General features: G+C 55.8%; 23 protein-coding genes and 1 pseudogene. 13 read left to right on the top strand and 11 right to left on the bottom strand.

Annotated features, from left to right (window positions below; translation table 11 throughout):
- The first annotated feature begins 24 nt into the window (after window positions 1-24).
- From PI91_RS13650 to PI91_RS13640, 3 genes are read left to right on the top strand one after another with little or no spacing between them, the layout of a single operon-like run.
- Window positions 25-1,428 carry a cytochrome ubiquinol oxidase subunit I gene (locus tag PI91_RS13650; protein WP_021242535.1) on the top strand — a complete coding sequence of 468 codons (1,404 nt, stop codon included), beginning with the start codon at window positions 25-27 and terminating at the stop codon, window positions 1,426-1,428.
- Window positions 1,428-2,438, top strand: coding sequence for a cytochrome d ubiquinol oxidase subunit II (gene cydB / locus PI91_RS13645; RefSeq protein WP_023344112.1), 1,011 nt, complete (start codon window positions 1,428-1,430; stop codon window positions 2,436-2,438). Before PI91_RS13650 ends, cydB begins: the two co-directional genes overlap by 1 nt.
- 8 nt (window positions 2,439-2,446) lie before the next feature.
- Window positions 2,447-4,072, top strand: a complete 1,626-nt coding sequence (locus tag PI91_RS13640) for an alpha-amylase family protein (RefSeq protein ID WP_039266382.1) — start codon at window positions 2,447-2,449, stop codon at window positions 4,070-4,072.
- Here PI91_RS13640 and PI91_RS13635 read toward each other — a convergent pair whose 3' ends face one another.
- From PI91_RS13635 to PI91_RS13620, 4 genes are read right to left on the bottom strand one after another with little or no spacing between them, the layout of a single operon-like run.
- Complete coding sequence (locus tag PI91_RS13635; protein WP_039266381.1) at window positions 4,073-5,059, bottom strand: SDR family oxidoreductase; 987 nt, start codon at window positions 5,057-5,059, stop codon at window positions 4,073-4,075.
- Window positions 5,060-5,076: 17 nt separating this feature from the next.
- The gene (locus PI91_RS13630; protein WP_023292456.1) at window positions 5,077-5,595 is read right to left on the bottom strand and encodes a 2-oxo-tetronate isomerase; all 519 of its coding nucleotides are present in this window, start codon (window positions 5,593-5,595) and stop codon (window positions 5,077-5,079) included.
- A gap of 11 nt (window positions 5,596-5,606) precedes the next feature.
- The gene (locus tag PI91_RS13625) at window positions 5,607-6,053 is read right to left on the bottom strand and encodes a DUF421 domain-containing protein (protein ID WP_008502280.1); all 447 of its coding nucleotides are present in this window, start codon (window positions 6,051-6,053) and stop codon (window positions 5,607-5,609) included.
- A gap of 9 nt (window positions 6,054-6,062) precedes the next feature.
- Complete coding sequence (locus tag PI91_RS13620) at window positions 6,063-6,566, bottom strand: hypothetical protein (protein WP_032637998.1); 504 nt, start codon at window positions 6,564-6,566, stop codon at window positions 6,063-6,065.
- A 138-nt stretch (window positions 6,567-6,704) separates the two neighbouring features.
- Between PI91_RS13620 and PI91_RS13615 the strand changes: the two genes are divergently transcribed.
- The 4 genes from PI91_RS13615 to PI91_RS13600 all read left to right on the top strand — a co-directional run bounded on the left by PI91_RS13615 (window position 6,705) and on the right by PI91_RS13600 (window position 11,779).
- Window positions 6,705-7,094 (top strand): YdeI family stress tolerance OB fold protein, encoded by a 390-nt coding sequence (locus tag PI91_RS13615; protein ID WP_023344108.1) that lies wholly within the window; start codon window positions 6,705-6,707, stop codon window positions 7,092-7,094.
- Window positions 7,095-7,158: 64 nt separating this feature from the next.
- Window positions 7,159-8,043 carry an SDR family oxidoreductase gene (locus PI91_RS13610; protein WP_039266380.1) on the top strand — a complete coding sequence of 295 codons (885 nt, stop codon included), beginning with the start codon at window positions 7,159-7,161 and terminating at the stop codon, window positions 8,041-8,043.
- Window positions 8,044-8,223: 180 nt separating this feature from the next.
- Window positions 8,224-9,147 (top strand): LysR substrate-binding domain-containing protein, encoded by a 924-nt coding sequence (locus PI91_RS13605; RefSeq protein WP_023344107.1) that lies wholly within the window; start codon window positions 8,224-8,226, stop codon window positions 9,145-9,147.
- 250 nt (window positions 9,148-9,397) lie between these two features.
- On the top strand, window positions 9,398-11,779 hold the full coding sequence (locus PI91_RS13600) for a glucose/quinate/shikimate family membrane-bound PQQ-dependent dehydrogenase (RefSeq protein ID WP_039266378.1): 2,382 nt from the start codon (window positions 9,398-9,400) through the stop codon (window positions 11,777-11,779).
- 119 nt (window positions 11,780-11,898) lie between these two features.
- Here the strand turns inward: PI91_RS13600 and PI91_RS13595 are convergent, their stop codons facing one another.
- From PI91_RS13595 to PI91_RS13585, 3 genes are all read right to left on the bottom strand, one after another.
- Window positions 11,899-13,590, bottom strand: coding sequence for a methyl-accepting chemotaxis protein (locus PI91_RS13595; protein ID WP_039266377.1), 1,692 nt, complete (start codon window positions 13,588-13,590; stop codon window positions 11,899-11,901).
- A 160-nt stretch (window positions 13,591-13,750) separates the two neighbouring features.
- Window positions 13,751-14,869 carry an S-(hydroxymethyl)glutathione dehydrogenase/class III alcohol dehydrogenase gene (locus tag PI91_RS13590; protein ID WP_039266376.1) on the bottom strand — a complete coding sequence of 373 codons (1,119 nt, stop codon included), beginning with the start codon at window positions 14,867-14,869 and terminating at the stop codon, window positions 13,751-13,753.
- Window positions 14,870-14,899: 30 nt separating this feature from the next.
- Window positions 14,900-15,175, bottom strand: coding sequence for a metal/formaldehyde-sensitive transcriptional repressor (locus PI91_RS13585; protein ID WP_021242544.1), 276 nt, complete (start codon window positions 15,173-15,175; stop codon window positions 14,900-14,902).
- 199 nt (window positions 15,176-15,374) lie between these two features.
- On the opposite strand from PI91_RS13585, the gene PI91_RS13580 reads away from it, so the two are divergent.
- Window positions 15,375-15,998 (top strand): hypothetical protein, encoded by a 624-nt coding sequence (locus PI91_RS13580; RefSeq protein ID WP_039266375.1) that lies wholly within the window; start codon window positions 15,375-15,377, stop codon window positions 15,996-15,998.
- The gene (locus tag PI91_RS13575; protein WP_232764406.1) at window positions 15,995-16,492 is read left to right on the top strand and encodes a surface-adhesin E family protein; all 498 of its coding nucleotides are present in this window, start codon (window positions 15,995-15,997) and stop codon (window positions 16,490-16,492) included. Before PI91_RS13580 ends, PI91_RS13575 begins: the two co-directional genes overlap by 4 nt.
- A 149-nt stretch (window positions 16,493-16,641) precedes the next feature.
- Here PI91_RS13575 and PI91_RS13570 read toward each other — a convergent pair whose 3' ends face one another.
- Window positions 16,642-17,571 (bottom strand): LysR family transcriptional regulator, encoded by a 930-nt coding sequence (locus PI91_RS13570; RefSeq protein WP_039266373.1) that lies wholly within the window; start codon window positions 17,569-17,571, stop codon window positions 16,642-16,644.
- 90 nt (window positions 17,572-17,661) lie between these two features.
- Between PI91_RS13570 and PI91_RS13565 the strand changes: the two are divergent.
- From PI91_RS13565 to PI91_RS13555, 3 genes and pseudogenes are all read left to right on the top strand, one after another.
- A pseudogene (locus tag PI91_RS13565) lies at window positions 17,662-18,137 on the top strand (N-acetyltransferase family protein).
- Between the two features lie 124 nt (window positions 18,138-18,261).
- Complete coding sequence (locus PI91_RS13560) at window positions 18,262-18,930, top strand: epoxyqueuosine reductase QueH (RefSeq protein ID WP_008502293.1); 669 nt, start codon at window positions 18,262-18,264, stop codon at window positions 18,928-18,930.
- Window positions 18,931-19,049: 119 nt separating this feature from the next.
- Entirely contained in the window at window positions 19,050-19,322 is a 273-nt protein-coding gene (locus PI91_RS13555) for a YqjD family protein (RefSeq protein WP_008502294.1), read from the top strand.
- Between the two features lie 29 nt (window positions 19,323-19,351).
- Here the strand turns inward: PI91_RS13555 and PI91_RS13550 are convergent, their stop codons facing one another.
- Window positions 19,352-20,815: an EAL domain-containing protein gene (locus PI91_RS13550; protein ID WP_039266372.1), complete on the bottom strand. Its 1,464-nt coding sequence runs from the start codon at window positions 20,813-20,815 to the stop codon at window positions 19,352-19,354.
- 276 nt (window positions 20,816-21,091) lie between these two features.
- Between PI91_RS13550 and PI91_RS13545 the strand changes: the two genes are divergently transcribed.
- Window positions 21,092-21,976, top strand: a complete 885-nt coding sequence (locus PI91_RS13545; protein WP_032663545.1) for a hypothetical protein — start codon at window positions 21,092-21,094, stop codon at window positions 21,974-21,976.
- Between the two features lie 35 nt (window positions 21,977-22,011).
- Here PI91_RS13545 and PI91_RS13540 read toward each other — a convergent pair whose 3' ends face one another.
- Both PI91_RS13540 and PI91_RS13535 read right to left on the bottom strand, forming a co-directional pair.
- The gene (locus tag PI91_RS13540) at window positions 22,012-23,187 is read right to left on the bottom strand and encodes an HlyD family type I secretion periplasmic adaptor subunit (RefSeq protein WP_008502297.1); all 1,176 of its coding nucleotides are present in this window, start codon (window positions 23,185-23,187) and stop codon (window positions 22,012-22,014) included.
- Complete coding sequence (locus PI91_RS13535) at window positions 23,184-25,364, bottom strand: type I secretion system permease/ATPase (protein ID WP_039266371.1); 2,181 nt, start codon at window positions 25,362-25,364, stop codon at window positions 23,184-23,186. Before PI91_RS13535 ends, PI91_RS13540 begins: the two co-directional genes overlap by 4 nt.
- Between the last annotated feature and the right edge of the window lie 53 nt (window positions 25,365-25,417).

Raw genomic sequence — 25,417 nt, 5'->3', positions numbered from 1 at the left:
CCCATCGTCTCAGAGGTACGGACCATGTTCGAACTCGATGCGTTTCATCTGGCCAGAATTCAGTTCGCTTTTACCGTCTCGTTCCACATCCTGTTTCCTGCGATCACCATCGGTCTCGCCAGCTACCTGGTGGTGCTGGAGGGCATGTGGCTGCGCACCAAAAACGACGTCTGGCGATCGTTGTACCACTTCTGGCTAAAGATATTTGCCGTTAACTTCGGCATGGGCGTCGTTTCCGGGCTGGTGATGGCGTACCAGTTTGGCACCAACTGGAGCGGGTTCTCCCAGTTCGCGGGCAGCATTACCGGCCCGCTTCTGACCTACGAGGTATTAACCGCCTTCTTCCTGGAGGCCGGATTCCTCGGCGTCATGATGTTCGGCTGGAACAAGGTCGGCCCGGGGCTGCACTTCTTTTCGACCTGCATGGTGGCGCTCGGCACGCTGATGTCGACCTTCTGGATCCTCGCCTCCAACAGCTGGATGCATACGCCGCAGGGTTTCACTATCGAAAACGGGCAGGTGATCCCGCAGGACTGGCTGGCGATCGTCTTTAACCCCTCCTTCCCGTACCGTCTTATTCATATGGCTATCGCCGCGTTCCTGAGCAGCGCGCTGTTTGTCGGCGCGTCGGCCGCCTGGCATCTGCTGCGCGGTAACGATACGCCCGCCGTTCGCACCATGTTTTCGATGGCGATGTGGATGGCGCTGCTGGTCGCCCCTATCCAGGCGGTGGTGGGCGATATGCACGGCCTGAACACGCTTGAGCATCAGCCAGCCAAAATCGCCGCTATTGAGGGTCACTGGGAAAATCCGCCCGGCGAGGCCACCCCTCTGCTGCTGTTTGGCCTGCCGGATATGGAGGAAGAGCGCACCAAATACGGTCTGGAGATCCCCGCGCTCGGCAGCCTGATTCTGACGCACAGCCTGGATAAACAGGTCCCGGCGCTGAAAGACTTCCCGAAAGAGGATCGCCCCAACTCGACCATCGTTTTCTGGTCGTTCCGCATTATGGTAGGGATGGGGCTGCTGATGATTACCCTCGGTCTGCTCAGCCTCTGGCTACGCTATCGCCATCGACTTTACCACTCGCGTCCGTTCCAGTGGTTTGCCCTCTGCATGGGGCCTGCGGGGCTGGTCGCGCTGCTTGCCGGCTGGGTGACCACCGAAGTAGGCCGTCAGCCGTGGGTTGTCTATGGCTACCTGCGCACCATCGACGCGGTATCGCTGCACAGCACCCTGCAGATGAGCATTAGCCTGCTGGCGTTCTTCGTCGTCTACTCATCCGTATTTGGCGTGGGCTATGTTTATCTCATCCGGCTGATTAAGAAAGGTCCTCAGCCCGTTGATACGCTGACGTCAAACACCTCGGGCACGCCTGCCCGTCCGCTGTCAGCCGCGGAGTCTGTTCCGGAAGAGGAGAGAATCTGATGGGCGTCGATATCTCAGTGATTTGGTTTGCCATCATCGTGTTTGCCACGCTGATGTATATCATTATGGACGGCTTCGATCTGGGGATTGGCCTGCTGTTTAACTTCGTGGGCGATGCCAAAAAGCGCGATGTGATGGTCAACAGCGTGGCGCCCGTCTGGGACGGCAACGAGACCTGGCTGGTGCTCGGCGGCGCGGGGCTGTTCGGCGCGTTTCCGCTGGCCTATGCGGTGATCATTGATGCGCTGACCATCCCCCTCACCGCGATGCTGATCGGCCTCATCTTTCGCGGCGTTGCCTTTGAGTTCCGCTTCAAAGCCACCCCTTCACACCGCAAATTCTGGGACTACTCCTTTGCCGGCGGCTCCCTGCTCGCCACCTTCAGCCAGGGCGTGGTGGTGGGCGCCGTGATCAACGGCTTTGACGTGGAGGGCCGACGTTTTGTCGGCTCTTCGCTGGACTGGCTCACGCCTTTCAACCTCTTCTGCGGCATCGGTCTGGTCGTCGCCTACACGCTGCTGGGCACCACCTGGCTCATCATGAAAAGCGAAGGCGCGCTGCAACAACGCATGCGCGAACTGACCCGCCACGTGCTGCTGGCGCTGATGGTGGTTATCGCGGTGGTCAGCGTCTGGACGCCGCTCGGCTGGCAGTACGTCGCCGACCGCTGGTTTACCCTGCCCAACTTCTTCTGGTTCCTGCCGGTTCCGCTGCTGGTCGGGATCTTCAGCGTGCTGATCTGGCGCCTGACCCGCAATCCGTCCAGCCACGCGCGCCCTTTCCTGCTGACGCTGGGGCTGATCTTCCTCGGGTTCAGCGGACTGGGTATCAGCCTCTGGCCGAACATTATTCCGCCGCGTATCACTCTGTGGGAGGCCGCGGCCCCGCCTGCCAGCCAGCTGTTTATGCTGGTTGGGACGTTACTGATTATTCCGGTGATCCTGGTGTACACCGCGTGGAGCTACTACGTGTTCCGGGGCAAGGTTTCGGATACTGAAGGCTATCACTGAGGCACGCTATGACGGACTGGCATACACGGGCCATTATTTACCAGATTGATACCGCACTCTTTTATGATTTGAACGGCGATGGCTGCGGGGACATCGCCGGGATAGCGGCCAAGCTGCGGTACATTCGCCGCATGGGGGCGACGGTTATCTGGATCACCCCGTTTTATCTCACGCCCTTTCTCGATGAAGGCTATGACGTCAGCGACCATCTCCAGGTGGATCCCCGCTTCGGAAAGCTGGCCGATATCATCGCCTTTATCGAACAGGCCCGCGAGCTGGGCATGCAGGTCATTATTGAACTGCTGATCCAGCACACCTCTGACGCGCATCCCTGGTTCCAGCAGGCCCGCCGTAACCCGGCGTCACCCTATCGGGATTACTACCTCTGGTCAGATAGTGACGACGACGATACGCCCCCCATGTTTCCCGGCGTGGAGGAGAGCATCTGGACCTGGGATGACGAAGCGGGACAATACTACCGGCACATGTTCTATCGCCACGAACCGGACCTGAACCTGACCTCGCCCGCGGTGCTGAAAGAGATCGAGAACATCATCCTCTTCTGGCTCAAGCTGGGCGTGTCGGGGTTCCGCCTGGATGCCGCCTCCCACCTGACCACGCAGGCGGGAAACGGTGATGAAAAAAAGGGCCTGTGGATCCTCGAACATATGCGCCGTCTGATTGAGGAGCATAATCCGGACGCGATCCTGCTGGGTGAAGTGGACGTCGAGGTGGAGGCCTATCAGGACTACTTTGGCAATAATGACCGCCTGAATCTGGTGCTCAATTTCTGGCTCAACAAATATTTTTACGTTAGCCTGGCCCGCAAAAGCGCCCGTCCGCTGCGCAACGCGGTGAAGAAAATGATCGTCCCGCCCGATTCATGCTGTTTTGCCAACTGGCTGCGCAATCACGACGAGCTGGATCTGGAGGGCATCAGCCAGAAAGACAAACAGTTTGTCCTCGATACCTTCGCCCCTGACGACGAGATGAACGTCTACCAGCGCGGGATCCGCCGCCGCCTGGCGCCGATGTTGAACGGCGATCTGAAGCGGCTGGCGTTCTGCCACGCGGTACTCTTTTCCCTGCCCGGCGTTCCGGTGATGCGCTATGGCGATGAGATCGGCATGGGGGATGACCTCGATCTGGAAGAGCGCTACGCCGTGCGCACCCCCATGCAGTGGGCAGGATCGCAAGGCGGCGGTTTTCCGGCAGCCGACCCGGAAAAATTTATCGCGCCGATTATCGACCGCGGTCCTTACCGCTATCAAAAAATCAACGTCGCTGATTCGCTGCTCCACCGCAACTCGCTCCTGCACCGCATCATTGATATCGCCAATACCCGCTCGGAGTTCCCCGAAATTGCCGTTGCGCCCTTTCGGCTCCTCACGATCGACAGTGACGCGGTGCTGGGGATCTATTACGAGACCGAAGAACGCAGTATCCTGACCTTTGTTAACTTCATTGACCAGCCGGTGCAGTTCACCGTGAAGGGGATCCGCAACACGACCTGGACCGCCTGTCTCGCGGACAAACGCTACGATGACGCGCTGGTTTGCGGTAAAACCGTCGAGCTCAGCCTTGGCGGCTACGGCTATCGCTGGTTCTGGACGCACCGCAGCGCGCTGCGCTGATTACGGTTTCCGGCGGATTATCAAACGCGTCAACACAATACCCGCCACCGCAAGGGCCCCTAACGCCACTTTGCCCGGCATACCGGAGGTCACGGACGACGCGCGGGTTTTCGCTTCGTCAGTGAAACGGCCATGGATTTTGTGCAGGTCGTTAACCGGCTGGTCGAGATAATCCCGGCGGTCCGGCGCTTTCAGATCGTCGGTCATCTGACCTTCCCAGGCTTTCTTCACCATCAGCCTGTCCAGAAAACCCGGGAAGAGGAACTGCCCGACAATCGACTGAATGGTGCTGCTGCCAACCCACAGCTCGCGCACCGGCTTTTGCGCCACCCTGAAGATGGCGCTGGCGGCGACTTCAGGCTCGAACACCGGCGGTACCGGCCGCATTGCCCACGCGAACTTGTTCCTTGCCCATTCGAACTGCGGCGTATTGAGCCCCGGCATCTGCACCATCGAAAGCTGAACCCGGCTGTTCTCATGCATCAGCTCAGTGCGCACCGCATCGGAAAACCCGCGAATCGCCGCTTTGGCCCCGCAGTAGGCGGACTGCAGGGGAATGGAACGGTAGGCCAGCGCGGACCCTACCTGAATAATCACGCCCCTGTCGCGCGGAACCATAAGCTCAAGCGCCGCGCGGGTGCCGTTCACGTAGCCGAGGTATGTCACCTCGGTCACGCGCCGAAACTCGTCCGGCGTAAGGGTACGAAACGGTGCCAGCACGGCCCCCATGGCGTTGTTGACCCAGACATCAATCGCACCGAGGCGATACTCAATCTCGTTAGCCGCATCCACCACTGCCTGACTGTCGGCGACGTCCGCCTGCACGGCGTGCGCATTTACGCCGAAGCGGCGCAACTCTTCCTGGGTGGAGTGCAGGCTGGCTTCATCGCGGGCGATGAGGCCCACATCGTAACCTGCTTTTGCGAAGCGCAGCGCCGTGGCTTTTCCCACGCCCGCCGTCCCACCGGTAATCACTATGACAGCCATAGAACCTCCACGTGAACTCAACCGTTATTTCCGTCCGACAATGCTGTTACCAGCTCTGCCAGCGAAAAATGCACCGCTTTTTCCACCACGTCCTGACAGTCTCCGGAGAAAAGCACGGTACGGGTTTTCGTCTCGCCACGTATGTTCCACGCAAAACAGACCGTCCCCGCCGCCGTGCCGTCGTCGCCCCCTTCCGGGCCAGCGTATCCGCTGATGGCGATGCTGATATCCGCCTGGGCAATGTCGCGGATGCTGGCGGCCATCTCGGTCACCGTCTGTTCGCTGACGGCGGTATAGCGCGCCAGCGTTTCAGGACGCACGCCGAGGATCCGCGCTTTCGCGGCATCGCTGAACACCACCAGCCCGACATCATAAAAATCGGCCGTGTTCTCTTCAGCGCAGAGCGCCACCGAGAGCTTTCCCCCGGTGCAGGATTCCGCCGTGGTTAAGCGCAGCCCGGCATCGGTTAACTTGCTCGCCAGTTTTTTTGTCAGTTCACCGACGGTGTAATGGTTATCGTGCAAAAGATTGCTCATCTTGCCGCCTCTTATTTCTCGAAAGGAATGATTGAAATATGTCCATTGCGCTCAAGTATGGCATATTTAATTTGGCTTATTTCGGTAATGCCATTATTCTGACGCGCGGAAACCAGAATATCATCGCAAGAGACATCGACCTTTTTGAGTTTATCCGCCAAGGGAACGCCGTTTTCCACCAGAATCACTGGAGTGCCGTCCAGAATATTCTCTACCGGGGAAAAATATTTTTTCATAAGGCCAAAAATAATATCCACTACCACCAGGGTGGTAATCGTAATCATCGCGCCGGTGACGGAAAAATCCTGCCCCAGAAGCGCCTGCTGCGTGGCTTCACTAATTATCAGGAGAAGAATGAGGTCAAAGCTGGTCATCTGCAGCAGCGCGCGTCGCCCGGCCACTTTAAATACCACCACGAGGAACAGATAAATAGCCAGCGCACGAAAGACCATATCCATATCAGCCTCCTACGGGTAAATAAATTGCCAGAGGGTGATCTCCGGCTCGTTGTTTACGCGGATGACCGAGTTCCATTTACCGGCCCGGGACGGTGTGGTAAAGAGTAATACCGAAAAGTTATCCGTCTTTTTCAGGTTGTGATAAACAAAATAGAGGCTGTTTCCGTGGCTGAACATGGCGTCCGGCTGGGGCCAGACGCTGCCTGGATCATACGCCTCGCTACTCTCGCTGGTGACGCTGAGGGTATAGGTTCCCTCCGTTTTCACCGGAAACGCAAGCTGTATCCGTGTCTCCGTCTCCCGCCGCCCGAAGCGCTCATAGTTTATGGTCAGCGACTTAGCGGAATTTGTTTTTACCGTATCGCTGACTATTCCGCTTGAAAACAGACCGGCAATGGCGGCAACGATAATACCTAACAGAACAATAAACCCCACCTGACGAAACGCGTATTCAAACGTCAGCAAGCGATATCTTTCCTCTATCCCGGGTAACTTTTCATTTTCACGCTTCATGGCCATCGTCACCGTTTCGCTTATTATCCGATAATTTTGATTTCTAACGCGATTGTTTTTAGGACTTATCACATTTGCCACATAAAGGAATAGCAACAATACTTAATAAGTCAAGACACCCAAAATGAAGGATATCCGATGAAATTATCGCTTATTTCCGCTTTTTTGATATTTCTGGTTCCGGCCGCATGGGCAGATAATAACGGCGGGTTACAAAAAGGTGAAGCCCCGCCGCCGCCCCACGCCCTGGATAGCGGATATCGCGGAACCGATGACGCGCGTATTATGACCATCGATCAGGCAAAACAACTGCACGACGGTGCGACCATTTCATTACGCGGTAATCTTATTGACGGTAGCGGCGATAAGTTTGTATTTCAGGATAAAACCGGAAAAATCGACGTTATTATTCCCCAGGCAGTCTTCGACGGCAGAACGGTAAAACCCGACCAGATGATCAACATCAACGGTTCGCTTGATAAAAAATCATCTCCTGCCGTCGTCCGTGTCGATCGTTTGCAGAAATAATTCAGCGAAGCGTTAACGCTGCAGTTATCCATCAAATCTCACCCCTTGGCTTAAGGAGTCAGCTATGAGTGATACCCAACAACGTACGAACGCTTACCCGCAGCCCCCGTTCCCGGAACAGCCGCAAACGCCACCGGGACTGGCATCCGAAATGCAACCTGTACCCGACCACGGGGAAACTAGCTACAAAGGGCATGGCCGCCTGGCCGGTAAAAAAGCGCTGATCACCGGCGGTGACTCGGGTATCGGTCGCGCAGTGGCCATCGCCTATGCCCGTGAAGGTGCAGACGTGGCCATTAACTACCTGCCTGAAGAGGAAAAAGACGCCGCGGAGGTCATCGACCTGATCAAAGCCGAAGGCCGGAATGCCGTCGCGCTGCCGGGTGACGTTCGGGACGAAACCTTCTGCCAGAATCTGGTCGAAGAAGCCGTCTCGAAGCTGGGCGGGCTGGATATTCTGGTCAATAACGCCGGTCGTCAGCAGTTCCGTGAATCCCTTGAAGAGCTGACTACCGAAGATTTTGACGCGACGTTTAAAACCAACGTCTATGCCCCCTTCTGGATCACAAAGGCGGCGCTGCGCCACCTGAAAGCCTCGTCCGTTATCATTAATACCTCCTCCGTTCAGGCCGTGAAGCCGAGCCCGGTGCTGCTGGACTACGCCAAGACCAAAGCCTGCCTGGCGGTATTTACCAAATCCTTAGCCAAGCAGCTGGGTCCGAAAGGCATTCGCGTCAACGCGGTCGCTCCCGGACCTTACTGGACGGTACTGCAATCCAGCGGCGGCCAGCCGATGGAAAAAGTGAAGGAGTTTGGCGGCGATACCCCGCTGGGACGTCCGGGTCAGCCCGTCGAGATTGCCCCGCTGTACGTCACGCTGGCCTCGGATGAATGTTCATTTACCTCCGGCCAGGTATGGTGTTCTGACGGCGGTGACGGCGTGATCTGACCCCTTAACCCTCCCTCTCTGCAGTGAGCAATAAATGAACAAGGATGTTCACTTTTCTTCCCCTGCCGAAAAACATGTTGTAACTCAAACAGATCAAATGTTAAAAATATTTTGCTATCAAGTTATCAAAATTAAACAACTTAGCTTGTCACCCGCATCGCTCTGTTTTTAACATCGCCTATGGAAAAAAATGGTCTGTTCAGTCAGCGCATACGCTTGCGCCATTTGCATACATTTGTGGCCGTCGCTCAACAGGGAACGCTGGGGCGTGCGGCTGAAACTCTTAACCTGAGCCAGCCTGCGCTCTCGAAAACCCTCAACGAGCTTGAACAGCTGACCGGCGCCCGTCTTTTTGACCGGGGTCGGCTGGGGGCGCAGCTTACCATCGTGGGCGAACAGTTCCTTACGCACGCCGTCAAAGTGCTGGATGCGCTCAATACCGCAGGCCAGTCCCTGCACCGAAAAGAAGAACACACCAGCGAGGTCGTCCGCGTCGGGGCACTGCCCACCGCCGCGCTGGGCATTCTTCCGCCGGTGATTGGCCAGTTCCACAAGCAGCAACGGCATACCACGATCCAGGTTGCCACCATGAATAACACCATGCTGCTCGCGGGGCTGAAATCGGGCGAGCTGGATATCGGGATTGGCCGCATGTCCGACCCTGAACTGATGGGCGGTCTCAATTACGAGCTGCTGTTCCTGGAGTCCCTGAAGCTGGTGGTTCGTCCCGATCACCCTCTGCTGCAGGACACGGTGACGTTAAGCCGCGTCATGGAGTGGCCGGTGGTGGTGTGCCCGAAAGGGACCGTCCCGCGTCAGACCGCCGAAATCTTGCTGCAAATGCAGGGGTGTACGCTGCCCTCAGGGTGTATCGAAACGCTGTCAGCCTCGCTTTCACGCCAGCTCACCCTCGACTATGACTACGTCTGGTTCGTTCCCTCCGGCGCGGTAAAAGATGATTTGCGCCAGGGCACGCTGACCGCTCTCCCGGTAACGGCCCCCGGCGCTGGTGAACCTATCGGCATTTTGACCCGGGTAGATACCCCGCTTTCCACCGGCGCGCAAACGCTGCTGAGCGCCATCCGTAAATCGATGCCGGTTTAATACCCCTCACCCTAACCCTCTCCCCTAAAGGGGCGAGGGAACAGACCTGCGCGTTAATCAAATAATGCGAAATCATTCATTAACAATTGCGTAAAACAATTTAACAGTTTTATCATAGCCGTGAATTCACCAAATGGTTCACAAACGGTTTGAAAAAAACGAATTCACCCGTACTAATCATCAATCCCACCGCATTTATTACCCAACTGGTACATACCCGACACGGCGGCGGGATCTAAAGGAGAGAGAAATGGCATTTGGCAGCGCGCCACGTGGAATACCGCGTATTCTGCAGTGGCTTCTTGCCGGACTGATGATGCTCATCGGTCTGGCGGTCGGCGGGTTGGGCTTTAAGCTCGCCACCGTAGGCGGGAGTAGTTACTTCCTGATAATGGGCGTGGCAATGGTGATTGCCGCGATCCTGATTTTCCTCAACCGCACCAGCGGGATCCTGCTTTACGGCATCGCGTTTATTGCCTCGCTGTTCTGGGCGGTAAGCGATGCGGGCTGGGATTTCTGGCCGCTCTTCTCCCGCCTGTTTACCTTTGCCGTGCTGGCGTTCCTGTGCGCCATCGTCTGGCCCTTCCTGCGTGCGGCAAACCACACTGCACCAAACAAAGCCCCCGCTTTTGGCGTCGCGGCGCTGCTCGCGGTGGCCATGCTGGTCAGCCTCGGCTGGATGTTTAAGCCGCAAACCCTTGTGGCAGCGAACGAGCCCGTGCCGGTGAAACCCGTCGCACCCGGCGAGCAGCAAAAGAACTGGGAGCACTGGGGCAACACCACCCACGGTGACCGATTCGCCGCGCTGGACCAGATTAACAAGCAAAACGTCAGCTCGCTGAAAGTCGCGTGGGTTGCGCACACCGGCGATATTCCGCAGAGCAACGGCTCGGGTGCGGAAGATCAGAACACGCCGCTGCAGATTGGCGACACGCTGTATGTCTGTACGCCGTACAGTAAAGTGCTGGCGCTGGACGTGGATTCCGGTAAAGAAAAATGGCGCTACGATTCCAAAGCCACGGCCCCTAACTGGCAGCGCTGTCGCGGTCTGGGCTATTTTGAAGACCACTCCACCGTGACAACGTCACAGGCAGAAACACAGCCAGCGGCATGTCCTCGCCGTCTGTTCCTGCCCACCACCGATGCCCGTCTGATTGCCATCAACGCGGATACCGGCAAGGTCTGCGACGACTTCGGTGACCATGGAACCGTGGATCTGAGCGTCGGCATGGGTGAGATTAAGCCCGGATATTATCAGCAAACCTCGACGCCGCTGGTGGCCGGGAACGTCGTTGTCGTCGGCGGTCGCGTCGCGGATAACTACTCGACCGGCGAGCCGCCGGGCGTGGTTCGCGCCTACGACGTTCACACCGGTAAGCTGGCCTGGGCATGGGATCCGGGTAATCCGAACCTGACCGGCCTGCCGCCGGAAGGCCAGACCTACACCCGCGGCACGCCGAACGTCTGGTCAGCGATGTCCTACGACGCCAAACTGAACCTGATCTACCTGCCAACCGGCAACGCCACGCCAGACTTCTGGGCGGGCGAGCGTACCGCGCTGGACGATAAGTACAGTTCCTCCATCGTCGCCGTCGACGCGGCCACCGGCCAGGTCCGCTGGCATTTCCAGACCACCCACCACGACCTGTGGGACTTTGACCTGCCTTCCCAGCCGCTGCTGTACGACCTGCCTGACGGCAAGGGCGGCACCACGCCTGTGCTGGTGCAGACCAGCAAGCAGGGCATGATCTTCATGCTTAACCGCGAAACCGGCAAGCCGGTGGCGAAGGTCGAGGAACGCCCTGTCCCGGCGGGTAACGTTGAAGGTGAACGCTACTCCCCAACCCAGCCGTACTCTGTTGGCATGCCGATGATTGGCAACCAGACGCTGACCGAGTCCGACATGTGGGGCGCGACGCCAGTCGACCTGCTGCTGTGCCGCATTCAGTTTAAAGAGATGCGTCATCAGGGTGTCTTCACTCCACCGGGTCTTGACCGTTCCCTGCAGTTCCCTGGCTCACTCGGCGGGATGAACTGGGGCAGCGTCTCCGTTGACCCGAACAACAGCCTGATGTTCGTCAACGATATGCGTCTGGGTCTGGCAAACTACATGGTGCCGCGCGCGAACGTGGCGAAAGATGCCAGCGGCATCGAGATGGGGATTGTCCCGATGGACGGCACGCCGTTCGGCGCAATGCGCGAGCGCTTCCTGTCGCCGCTGGGCATTCCGTGCCAGAAGCCGCCGTTTGGCACCATGTCGGCCGTTGACCTGAAAACCGGCAAGCTGGTGTGGCAGGTTCCTGTTGGTACGGTGGAAGATACCGGCCCGCTGGGCATCCGCATGGACATGCCAATCCCAATCGGCATGCCGACGCTTGGGGCATCGCTCTCGACCCAGTCCGGCCTGCTGTTCTTTGCCGGCACCCAGGATTTCTACCTGCGCGCGTTTGATACCGCCACCGGGAAAGAGATCTGGAAAGACCGCCTGCCGGTCGGCAGCCAGTCCGGCCCGATGACCTACGTGTCGCCGAAAACCGGTAAGCAGTACATCATCATTAACGCCGGTGGCGCCCGCCAGTCGCCGGATCGCGGTGATTACGTTATCGCGTACGCGTTACCCGATAAGCAGTAACAAATGAAAAAAGGGACCGAAAGGTCCCTTTTTTTTGCCCGGTGGCGCTACGCTTACGCGGGCCTACAAATACAAGTAGGTCGGGTAAGGCGAAGCCGCCACCCGACAAAACACGCGACTCAGAACATCTCCCAGTTATCCCCCGAAACTGTCGCCGCCGGGCGCAACGGTACGTTCTGCGCCACCGGTGCAGCCGTCACCGCGCGGTTCGGCTTCGCACCGCTCAGACGAAACGCCCCAACCGCCTCGGTCAGACGCGCGCCCTGTTCTTCCAGAGACGCCGCCGCTGCGGAGGCTTCTTCCACCAGCGAGGCGTTCTGCTGGGTCACTTTATCCATCTCCGAAATCGCCTGGCTCACCTGGACGATACCGCGACTCTGCTCATCGGACGCCGCGGCAATCTCCAGCATGATGTCGGTGACGCGCTTCACCGCTTCGACGATCTCATTCATGGTGTTACCGGCGGCAACGACTTCACCGGACCCCTGATCGATCAGCGAAACCGATTCGTTGATCAGGCTTTCGATCTCTTTTGCGGCATTCGCACTGCGGCTTGCCAGGGTGCGCACTTCACTGGCCACCACGGCAAATCCGCGCCCCTGTTCACCCGCTCGCGCCGCTTCTACCGCCGCGTTAAGCGCCAGGATATTGGTCTGGAAGGCAATGCTGTTAATCACGGCGGTGATTTCAGAGATTTTCTTCGAGCTGCTGGAGATATTGCCCATGGTTTTCACCACGCCGGAGACCATCTGGCCGCCGCGGGTGGCTTTCCCGGAGGCATCTTCCGCCAGCTTGCTGGCATGATGGGCGTTATCCGCGTTCTGTTTCACCGTCGCGGTTAGCTGTTCCATGCTGGCGGCGGTCTGCTCGATGGCGGCAGCCTGCTGCTCGGTGCGGGAAGAGAGATCGGTGTTACCGGCAGAGATCTCGCTGGTGCCGCGGTAAATCTCCTCCGCCCCCTGACGCACGGTGCCGACCGTTTTTTCAAGCGAGTGCTGCATGGTTTGCAGATCCCGCGTCAGGCGGCCAATTTCGCTGCGCCCGGCCACGTCGTCCGGCATCGTCAGGTCGCCCTTAGCGATATTCTCGATACGTTTCGCTGCCCGCTGCAGCGGATTGATTACCGTGCGGCGCAGCACGACAAAGGTCATCGCCGTCAGCACCAGCGCCAGCGCAAACGCGCCCACCATAAACATCAGGCCCAGCTGCGTGCGGCTGTGCGCCTGCGCCGTTAGCGCATTGGCACGGTCGGTACGGATCTTAATTGCCTTCAGCAGCACGGCGTTGTACGCGTCGTCCAGCGGACGCGCCGTTTCGTTTTCGTGGTTGATAATCGCCTCGAACATGCCGTTTTTGGCGAATTTCACCATCGGCTGCATGCCCGCAATATAGGCGTCATACCGGGTCTTAAGCTCCGCATCCAGCGCTGCGCCCTCGGCGGTACGCACGGCGCGATTCATGTAGGCGGTAAAGCTCTCCTGGGACTGCTTAATACGCGTTTCCGCCTCGCTGATGTTCTGCTTCATCGCATCCATCTCTGCGATACGGCTTGCCGCACCGGCGTGGATCAGATTGATACGCGCGGTTCGCAGATGGTTTGAGCTGTTCGACAGCCCCATACGCACCTGAATTTCGGATGTGACATCCTGCTGATCGTTATCGGCCTGCAGCAGGAAATACCCTGCCAGACCAGAGCTCAAGGCAAACAGAAGAATAATGCCACCGAGAATGGAGGAAAACAGCGGAACCAGCCTGATGTGATGCAAGAAGCCCAGCTTGCGCTGCGCCAGCATCGAAGTAGTGTTGTCCATGACCGTCGACTCTCTTGTAGGTAAGATGCGTAAAAACACGCCTGTTAAATAGTCATCGGCACGGCAGAGATTTAGATTACGGCTAAAAACGCCGCACTGGTCACACTTTAGAGAAGATTATTAAAGAAATGCCAGCGGCGAAAAACCGCTGGCAGAAGAGTTACTTGTCGCCGAAATGGATAACGGTACGGATGGATTTTCCTTCGTGCATCAGATCAAACGCCTCGTTGATCTGCTCCAGCGGTAAGCGGTGGGTAATGAACGGATCGAGCTGAATCTTGCCGACCATCGCATCTTCAACCATACCCGGAAGCTGGGTACGGCCCTTCACGCCGCCAAACGCGGAACCGCGCCATACGCGCCCGGTGACCAGCTGGAATGGACGGGTTTTAATCTCCTGACCCGCACCGGCCACGCCAATGATGATGCTCTCACCCCAGCCTTTGTGGCAGCACTCCAGCGCGGAACGCATCACGTTGACGTTGCCGATACACTCGAAGCTGAAGTCCACGCCGCCGTCGGTCATCTCAACGATGACGTCCTGAATCGGCTTCTCGTGATCTTTCGGGTTCACAAAATCGGTCGCGCCCATTTCACCCGCCAGCCTGAATTTCTCCGGGTTGGTATCGACCGCGATGATACGGCCGGCCTTCGCCTGCACCGCGCCCTGGATCACCGCCAGACCAATGCCGCCGAGACCGAACACCGCCACGGTATCGCCCTCTTTGACTTTTGCGGTGTTATGCACCGCGCCAATACCGGTGGTCACGCCGCAGCCCAGCAGGCAGACTTTATCCAGCGGCGCCTGAGGGTTCACCTTCGCCAGCGAGATCTCCGCGCAAACGGTGTATTCGCTGAAGGTGCTGGTGCCCATGTAGTGATAAACCGGCTCGCCGTTGTAGGAGAAACGGGTCGTCCCGTCGGGCATCAGCCCTTTCCCCTGGGTGGCGCGAACGGCCTGGCAGAGGTTAGTTTTGCCGGATTTACAGAACTTACACTCGCCGCATTCCGCAGTGTACAACGGGATCACGTGATCGCCCGGCTTCAGGCTGGTCACGCCCTCGCCCACTTCTACCACAATCCCGCCGCCTTCATGGCCGAGCACCGCCGGGAAGACGCCTTCCGGGTCGTCGCCCGAGAGCGTAAACGCATCGGTATGACATACGCCGGTATGGGTGATTTTGATCAGCACTTCGCCTTTCTTCGGCGGTGCCACGTCAATTTCAACGATTTTGAGCGGCTGGCCGGGGGCAAATGCAACTGCAGCGCGAGATTTCATATGTCTTCCCTTCTTGTCAGGTATGTGGATTTATTTTAGATAAGAGCGCAGTAAATGGCCGACTTCCGCCATGCGAACGGCACGCTGATCCGGCGTGGTTTCCCCCGCTACCAGCTCATCTTTGAGGTGAATTTCAACCATTTCGCCCATCAGGCCATTGGCAGCCCCGCGCACGGCGGCAATTTGCTGCAGGATGGCCAGACAGGGGTCGCCCGACTCCAGCGCGCGTTCAAGGGCATCAACCTGGCCCCGAATGCGGCGGACGCGGGTAAGAATACGTTTTTTATCTTCGGGTGAATGCGGCATACTCCCTCCTGATACTATAGGGGGGTATGGTACCTATTTTGTTACCGCTGTGTAAACCTAAAGATGAGAGGGTTGAGGTTTTGTACAAAACTCGGGGGAGGCATTGAATACGCCAGATAACAAAGCAAAATAAAAAGCGTAAAGTCTCATTCTGATAAGCCGATAAAAATAGGGTCTTTTTTTAATATAGGGATATTACATGCGTAAACTCATCTCCTCCATTGGGCTCATAGCAGGTATGGCTGTAGCCACACCCGCGGTTCACGCCAGCACGTTGACACAAACGTTGACCCGCTGCGACTCAACCTTTTTCAACGAGATTTATCATCAGCGAGCCAAACTCAGCCGCGTAGCCCCCTTAACGCTCAACAAGCATTCGCAGGCCTGGTTCAAAGCCCCTGAAGACGGCAATCGCACCATCTGGTTTGCTCAACCGCTGCATGAATTAAATCTGACGGTATCGGGATATTACCTGCAAACCAGCAATCTCGATGAAATCAATTACGGTAAGTACTATTACTGGGGACTCATTTTCAAAGAGTCACAAGAAGAAGTGATGTCCAGACTTGAGCATTTGTCCTGGAAAAAGGCGGGAGATGATTATGTTTCTCAGACGATGATTAAAATCAACCCAACCAGTGAGTGGGAAGACAACGCGCAGGCGGTGTCAGGTATTGCTCCGGCAAAAGAAAGTACGGAAAAACTGTTAATGCTCAGCAAAAGCAACGACGGGACATTATTGCTCTGTACCGTTCAGGGAAATGTAACGCCTGACATGCTGACGACATTACGACCTGATTTATCCGCAGGGGATGCGAAATGAAAAAGCTAACATGGCTGGTATTACTTATGCTGACAGGTTGTACCGGGACAAGTAAACCCCAGCCCCAGTCTCCCCCCAAGCCACCGGCAGGCGTCATAAAAATCCTTGAAGATAAGAAAATTGCTTCGTATATCGATCTTCGGGTGATTTCAACTTATCAGGGTAACGACCGCTTACGCCGCTTTTATTTCATCAATAACTACGCCGAGAAGACACTCATTATAAAACATCCTCCCGTCTACATAGCGAGTTCCCGGGCAATCGACGTGATTAATTGCGACAAAAACCAGCGTGCTATTATGGCGCGAACCTATTTTTCCAAACCGTTCGCGGAAGGTGATGTCGTACATGTGACACAGGATGTAGGACAATGGGAAAGTTATCCGAAAGACTCTCTTTTTGGGATAATAGCGGAAAGCATGTGCAGTATTCCCGTTGAAAAACTCAAGCCAGAGCCAGCGAAAGATAATCGAAAACCGTTACTGGATGAATAAAATCTTCCGGAGCTAAGTTTCTATGGACAGACTCACTCTGCTCTACATGAAAGCGCGGGTTGGGCTGTCCACTAACAAATAGCCTGCCGTTAAATTAAAGATCCGTTACTGACCGTCCTTTCTGCCGGGCGGCACTGCGCTTACCCGGCCTACCGTCCCCTGGCAGCCTGCGCCAGCGTTTGCAGTTCCTCCTTCAGCCAGCGCGTTGCGCCCCGCTGGGCGCTGCGTTTATGCGAGTAAATTTTCACTTCAAACGTGCGTATCGAGAACGGTAAAGGAAAAATCCTCAGGCCTGCTGCCGTAACCAGCTTCTCAGCGGCGTAACGAGGAATGGCCATCAGCAGGTCACTTTCCGCTACGATAAACGGTGCGCTGAGCATCGACGGCGTTTTGATCGCGATTTGTCGGGTATAGCCCAGCTGCTCAAGCCGTACGTCAAGAACGCCCTGCTTCTCATTCCATGGCGTCACCACCAGGTGTCGGGCAGCGAGATAATCCTCCAGCGTCAGCCGCGTCCGGCGCGCGTTGCTAATGACCACATACTCATCTTCAAACCAGTCGATCTCTTCCAGCTCCGGGTGCCGGATATCATCCTGAGTGCTGAAGCCCAGCGCCAGATCCACCTCGCCCGCCAGCAGTTCCGTCAGCGCCGGGCTGTGCGGCAGATAGCGCAATTCAAAGCGTAAACCCGGGGCAGTAAGCTGCAGCCTGTGCATCAGAGCCGGGAAAATGCACAGCGCGGTAAAGTCCGTTATCGCAATTTGTAAGCACTCCGAACTGCTGGCTGCATCAAACTCCGGCTGCGGAGTCAGCTCATGATTCAGGAACGACAGTGCGGAAGCAATGGAAGGCGCAAGCTGAGAGGCATACACGCTGGGGGACATGCGGTGCCCTTCGCGGAAAAACAGCGGGTCATTCAGGGTGGCACGCAGACGCGACAGCGCATGGCTGAGCGCGGATGTGCTCATCGCCAGCTCGTCAGCGGCCAGGCGAACGGAGCGGTGGCGGTAAATCGCGTCGAAAACGGGCAGCAGGTTTAAATCAAGACGTCTCAGGGCCGGATGCATAATATTCATCATTTGTTGATTTCATTGCACTTAATTCTTCAGACAATACGCCGTATGCTTAACGCCATCAATCAAGACGCACGCTAAAAAGCTGGAAAAACAATGAGCATCACCCTTCGTCAGGCACGCCCCGAAGATGCGGCAGCCATTTACGCCATGATTTATGAGCTGGCGGTGTATGAAAAAGCCCCGGAAGAAGTGGTTACCACGCCGGAGGAGATCCGGGAAACGCTCTTTGGCGCAGGCACAAAACCGAAGCGCTGATCGCGGAGTGTGAAGGCAAGATCGCCGGCTATGCCGTGTTCTTCACCAGCTATTCAACCTGGCTTGGCCGCAACGGGATTTATATGGAAGATCTGTATGTTTCCCCAGCTTATCGCGGCCTGGGGGCGGGAAAAGCACTGCTGAAACATATCGCCCAGCTCGCCGTACAACGGCAGTGCGGTCGCCTTGAATGGAGCGTGCTGGACTGGAACCAGCCCGCCATCGATTTTTATCTGAGCATTGGCGCGCTGCCGCAGTCCGAATGGGTGCGCTACCGTCTTGACGGAGAAGCGTTGCTCAAATTTGCCGAATAGCGGCACGTCATACCCGAGAAGATCCCGCCCCGCGGGATCGCGCTTTCCTGCGTCGATCCCGTCTCAACAGATTATGAATTTATGCTACCCTTCCATAAATTTCATAAACATAGTGCAGAACGCCATGACGACAGCCCCTTTTATCCGCCCTCAACTCACCCTGCCAAACGGCGCTGACAAACTGCTGCTGCACTCCTGCTGCGCCCCCTGCTCCGGTGAAGTGATGGAGGCTATCCAGGCGTCGGGCATTGAGTACACCATTTTCTTCTATAACCCCAATATCCATCCGCAAAAGGAATACCTCATTCGTAAGGAGGAAAATATTCGCTTTGCGGAAAAGCACGGCGTGCCGTTTGTTGATGCCGATTACGACACCGATAACTGGTTTGAGCGCGCGAAAGGCATGGAATGGGAACCCGAGCGCGGCGTCCGCTGCACCATGTGCTTCGATATGCGTTTCGAGCGTACGGCGCTCTATGCGGCAGAAAATGGATTCAGCGTCATCAGCAGCTCGCTGGGGATCTCCCGCTGGAAGAACATGCAGCAGATAAATGACTGCGGCCAGCGTGCGGCGGCGCGCTATCCGGGTATGGTGTACTGGGACTATAACTGGCGCAAACAGGGCGGATCCTCACGCATGATTGAGATCAGCAAGCGGGAACAGTTTTACCAGCAGGAATACTGCGGCTGCGTTTATTCGCTCAGGGACAGTAACCTGCACCGTAAGTCACAGGGCCGCCCGCTGATCCGCATTGGGAAACTGTTTTACGGTCAGGATGACAATGAGAAATAACGGGTTCCGGGTATAGAGATATATCCGAAAACTGCCCTTTCAGGTGCCGAATTTAGCCTTTCGTCTGCCGTATCCACAAAGAGCGGCTATCCTTTAATTATCAACAAAAGGAGGCAAAAATGTCTGATTTCGGTACTGATAAAAACACCCAGTTTGCTGAAGACAAAGCAAAAAATAAATTTGATGAACTTGCAGGTTCAGCGCAGCAGCAGTTTGGTGAATTCGTTGATTCACCAAAACATCAGGTTAAAGGTGCTGCTAAAAAATATGCCGCTCAGGCCAGCGATGCCGTTTCCGATGTCACTGAAGCCGTCAGAAACAATCCCCTCACCGGCCTCGTTGCCGCGGGTGCAATCGGTATTGTTCTCGGCTTGTTGCTGGGCCGGAAATAACCCAGGGCCCTTCGGGGCTTTATTTTTTCTTAACTAAACAACCTGACCATGCGGTCTAACTCCTCCTCTTTCACGGCGCGCGATAAATAATATCCCTGAAAGTTCTTTACGCCCAGCTCGACTAATTTCTCAAACTTTTCTTCACTATCAACCCCTTCTGCAATACAGTCCGTTCCGGTCATGTCGCTGTAAACCTGTATCGCTTTAATCAAATTATAGTCATTGTCGTTTGCCACAAAATGCTCAACGATGTCCCGATCCAGCTTAAGCCCATCGAAATGCACCTGGCGCACCGGGAACATGGTTTGATGGTTAGAGAAGCAGTCATCCAGGAACAATCGACACCCCGTATTGCGTAAATGCCGCATGGTTTCAGGGATCCTTTTGTCCTTCGTCACGTCAATATCTTCTGCAAATTCAAAAACCAGCTTTTCGGCCCACTGCGGTTTGAGCAGCATGCCGATGGCTTTCCGTGCCATATCAGGCAAAGCATTTCCGGACGCCAGACGAGGCGGAATATTCACTGAAAAATAGTATTTCCCGTTATACTTATTAATACCTGAAACGGCGGCATGGATGACCAATGCCGTAATTTTCAGCCAGATTTCATGATTGGAAACATCCGTTAAAAAACTGGCAGGCTTGACAATTTTACCGTTTTTATTCCAGCGAATCAGGATTTCAAACCCAACCTCTTTTTTATCTCGATCGGTAATAATCTGATATGCCGGGAATATTTCCCGATTACGTAACGCATTAAAAATTTCGGCTTCTTTTTCCGTGAATCCCACTTTTTGACGCGGGTGTTTATCAGGTTTATCTGCTTTAAAATTGTGCGGATCGTGTAACCAGCGCTTAATTAAACGTAATTTAAGCACACCTTCCTTTCGGTGGGTATAAACCGTTTTATTCGATAACCCCATTCTATCGCACATTTCCTTTACGGACATACCACGATAGAAATTTAATAAAACGTCAATCTCTCTTCTTGTTAACCACTTTAGATTTTCTTCAGAGCCAATATCCATGTAGCGTTCGCGTAATACACGGGAACGATCCTTAAAGCTTTTGTAATGGGTATTAAAACAGCCTACTATGTCCGAAACGCTGGCTACGCGAATCAATGATAATTGATAACTGTTATTTAAAAGACTGCCCAGCGTGCGGTACAGCCAGCCGTCAGGAATATCACCATACAGGGTGACATGCCGAATAACGGGGAGTGCATTGAGTACCGAGGCCAGTCGCTTCAGGCTTTCCAGGAGATTGACGACACCTTTCCCGAGGAACACCACGATATGGGCATCCTGATTTTTAAGGATATTTTCAACATCCTGTTGGGATGCCTCATCTCCGTTAAAGTGAATTTGGGAAGCGTGGATCCCGTACTTATTGAGGATCGAACAATACCCCTGAAATGTGAAGCCGCAGGCTGAGATGACAAATTTATGTTCATCGCAAACCCCATTTTTTAGAGACATTTTTTGGGTCATAACCTGCTCCTGGGCACCAAAGCGCCATTTCTGTTTGAGTATGCGTAAAATTTATTGCATCTGTTGCGTAGTATAATTTTACAGTAGCACCCAGGGTTAAGAAACTGTTATCAGCCTAATTCACCGGAACATCTTTGCGTTAATCACAAACGTTTAACTATACTTTTCTTTTCAAATAACCACGGCAAATATTTTATTCTCAGGGTATAATGAAAATTCCGAAAAAGAAGACTGGACACTTCATCTATCGGCTCATTCAAATACGAGAAAAATGCTATGGATAATCATATCTCATCCAGGGCCTTGCTACATCGAAGGGATGTCATAAAGAGCAATCCACGATTCGGTGAGGCAATATTAGAGCACTACACAATTAATGACACCATCTACAAAAAACAACCTTTGTTCTACAAGACAATGCTACAGGAATCACGGTTCAACATTATCCTCTCCATGTGTTGTTTTATTTTTGGCAATCAGGCCGAGTCAGTTTCTGAAATTAAAGAGTTATGTTCTCGCTATAAGATAGCCAGCCCCAACAGCGTTATTGCGATCATTACGATACTCAGAACCACCGGGCGCATCAGGACCTGGCGCTGTACAGAAGACAGACGAAAGACGAGAATCGCGCCAACCGAAAAAGGCCTGAATGAACTAAAGCGTTATATGTCCGGCGCTTTTTTGCCCGTCAGTATTCTTTATCCGACATTTAATATTAATGTAAACCTGCTGGATAATGATATTTTGAGAAGCAACTTCTTCCGCCGCGCGGCAGAATATCTTTTTCGGGGATTAACGTTCAGAAAGGTTTTGCCTGAAGTAGGATTATTTATTGATAAAGATGGTGGCCGTATGATTATGCTTTATCTTTACCTGCAGGCTATGAAAAACAAATCCGCCCATGGCGCCGTTATTGACTATTCAGCCAGCACGCTCGCAAAAGAATTTTTTGTATCGCGCATCCACGTCAACCGGATTATCAAATCAGCTCAGGAGGCGGGCTATCTGAAAGATCGGGGTGATGGTCGGCTATCGGTCTATCCGGCGTTTATCGAACTCGTCGAAAATTATGCCGGATTATATTTTGCGTATGTCACGCATTACATCAACGTGGTTCCTAAAGAGCGACGCCACGCTCACAACGTGACGTCAACCGTATAATTCACCAGGCGTTCGGTGTTCCGAACGCCCTTCACCTATCGTTCCCGCAGCGCCTCTTTTGCCTTATTCAGCGGTTTCAACAGATAATCCAGAATGGTTTTGCTGCCGGTTTTAATATCAACAGTGGCAATCATGCCCGGAAAGACCGGGAATTCCTGACCCTGCTTATTGGTCAGATGGTTACTGTCGGTACGAATATAGACGCGATAGTAATAAACATCTCTTTTCACCTCATCCTGCAGGGTGTCCGGCGAAATCATGGTCACTTCCCCTTCCAGCCCGCCGTAAATGGAGTAGTCATAGGCCGTCACTTTCACCAGCGCCTTCTGGCCAGGATGGATAAACGCCACATCGCGCGGCGAAATTTTCGCCTCAATCACCATCTGATCGTCAAGCGGAACCAGACTCATCAGCTTGCCGTTCGGCGGGATGACGCCGCCCACGGTCGTGACATCAATATCCTTCACGATCCCGCGAACCGGCGCATTGAAGGTCAGTCGGGTCAGGGAGTCTTCCCGACCCTTCATCACCGAACGCTGGGCTTCAATCTCCGCATTGGCTTTCGCCAGCTCTTCACGGGCGCGGACGTAATACTGGTTTTTCATCTCGGTGATTTTATTCTCAAGCTCATTTTTTTGACGCTCAAGACGCAGCACCTCCACCTTGCTGGCCGCCCCCTGGGTCACCAGCGGACGGGTCAACGACAGCTCGCGTTGCACCAGCTCGGCACCCTGACGTAAACCAGCCAGCCCCTTTTCAAGGCTCTCGCGACGGGACTGATAGAGCGCCGTTTCCTGCTTAACCAGCTCAACGTCGTCATCCAGCTCCTCGGGAAACGTCAGCTCCGTGTCGTTAACTTCGGCCTTCAGGCGTGCCGCCGTGGCCAGCGCAGCATTCAGACGCGACTCGCTCTCCAGCACGCTCGACTCGGTTTTTGTCCGATCAAGCTGCGCGAGCTGCTGGCCGCGCTCGACGATGTCGCCTTCGCGCACCATCAGGCTGTGGATAATACCGCCTTCCAGGGACTGGATGACCTGCTCATGAGAAGACGGTATCACCTTACCGCTGCCGGTCGTCACCTCATCAAGATGGAACAGGCTCGCCCAGGCGATAAACGCCGCCAGCAGGGCGAACAGCGACCATGCCACCAGCGTGGCGCGCGGAAGGCGCGGCTCTTTCAGTCGGCTATTAAAACGGGAGAAATCATTCATGCCGCGCCCTCCTCTGCAACCGCCGCCGGTTTCATGGTCACGGTGCGCTGTGGTGTCTTTTGCGGCGCCATACCGTGCTGGTGCAGGATGGCGTCGCGCGGGCCGTCCATCACGACCTTGCCGTTTTCCAGCACGATGATGCGGTCGACCAGGTCCAGAATCGGCAGGCGATGCGTCGCCACCACCAGCGTCCGGCGTTTACCCAGCCATGTGTGAAGATGCTGAATAAACTGCTTTTCGCTCATTTCGTCCAGCCAGGCGGTAGGCTCGTCCAGCAGCAGGATAGTCGGCGAGGTGATCAGGGCGCGCGCCAGCAAAAGCGCCTGACGCTGACCGCCGGAGAGGCCCGTTCCGCCCTCGTTGATGATGGTGTTCAACCCCATTTTCTGTTTGCGCACAAACTCCAGCGCGCCGCTGTTGACCAGCGCCTGGTGAATCTCATCGTCGGTCGCCAGCGGGTTGCCCATCAGGATGTTGTCCCGCACGGAGCCAAAGAACAGACGGGCCTGCTGGCTCAGCAGCTGCATGTCGCGACGCACGTCGGCCGGGTCGAGATGGTTAAGGGCAATATCGTCCAGCAGAATGCTGCCCTGCTGCGGCTCCTGCATGCCCGCCAGAAGCTGTAGGAGCGTGCTTTTGCCGGAGCCATTGCGCCCGAGCACCGCCACGCGTTCTCCGGCGCGGATCTGCAGCTTGCTGATGTTGAGCACGGTGAGTTTCTCTTCCTCGTCGTAATAAAACCCGACGTCCTCAAGCGCATAGTCGCCGCGCAGGTGGGCTTTGTGCACCTTCTTGCCGTGCTGCGGATCGTCAATCGGCCGCTGCATCAGGTCGTCCAGCCCCTTGCGGGCCACTTTTGCCGACTGCCAGCGCGAGAGCACGCCTGAGATCTGCGACAGCGGCGCAATGGTCCGCGACGCCAGAATCGAGGTGCCCACCAGCGCACCGGTGGTCATGTCACCGCTGATGACCAGATAGCAGCCCACCAGCAGCACCACCGCGTAAACAATCGACTGCACCTCCTGCGTCCAGGTGAGCAGCAGGCCCGTCAGCCAGCGCTGCTTCATGCCGACGCTGGCGGCGACGTCGTTGGTGTTATTCCACTGGTTCTGGAAACGCTGCTCGGCGCGCATCAGCTTGATGTCTTCAATGCCCTGCACCGCTTCCACCAGCGTGGCGTTACGAATGGCGGATTCACGCATCCCTTCGCTGGAGAGTTTCCCCAGCGGGCGCTGCACCAGCAGGCCAGGAATAAGCAACAGCGGCACGGCGAGCAGGACCACCAGCACCAGCGGACCGCCAATCATCCACAGAATGAAGACGAACAGCAGGAAGAACGGCAGATCGGAGAGGGCCGCAATGGTCGTCGAGGTGATCAGCTCGCGCACCGACTCCAGCTCGCGGATCTGCGCGATAAACGATCCGGTTGATTTTGAGCGTGCGCCGTTTTTAATCCGCAGCGCGTGGGCAAAGACGCGTTCAGAGATGCGCAGATCGGCGCGCTTCCCCACCACGTCAGAAATGTGCACGCGCAGCATGCGCATGATGAATTCGAACACGATGGCAATCATCACGCCGCCGAACAGCACCCACAGCGTGGCTTCTGACTGCGACGGTACCACCCTGTCGTAGACCTGCATGGAGAAGACCATGCCGGAAAGCGCCAGCACGTTGGCGACCAGCGCCACCAGCATAATGTCGCCGTAGCGTCGCCAGTCCTTCAGCGCCAGCTGCCAGAACCAGTTTTTTTCATACGGTTTGATGTAGTCATCCACGCGGGCATCCGGCGTGGACTCGAGCGGGCGCAGCACCATCAGGCCCTTTAATCGCGACCCGAGCGCCTCGCGCGTCAGCGTCGTCTCCAGGCCGCCGTCGCCGCTGAACTGCAGGCTGACGTTGCCTTCGTTGTCCATGCGGTTGATCACCGCAATCTGCCCGCCGGTGAATTCTGCCAGCAGCGGCAGGCGCCACGGATCGAGGGATGCCGCTTCTGCCGCCACCACGCGCATCCCCAGCCCAAGCTGGCGCGCCATCTCCTCCAGCACCAGCTGGCGCGGCGACTGGCTTTCATGGTTAATCGTGACCCGAACGTGCTCCACCGAAAAGTCCAGCCGGTAGTGCTTCGCGATGATGAGCATGCCCTGCAGCCAGGGTTCGTACTGTGGATGTGTCTTCATAATCTCCGGGGTAACGCAATTCGTCTAAAGAAACGCCAAAAGGCCGCGGGGAT

This window comes from Enterobacter sp. FB (assembly GCF_000805795.1).
Taxonomy (GTDB): Bacteria; Pseudomonadota; Gammaproteobacteria; order Enterobacterales; family Enterobacteriaceae; genus Enterobacter; species Enterobacter roggenkampii.
Note: the sequence above shows the minus strand (reverse complement) of the source record. Positions and strands in the feature narration are given on the sequence as shown.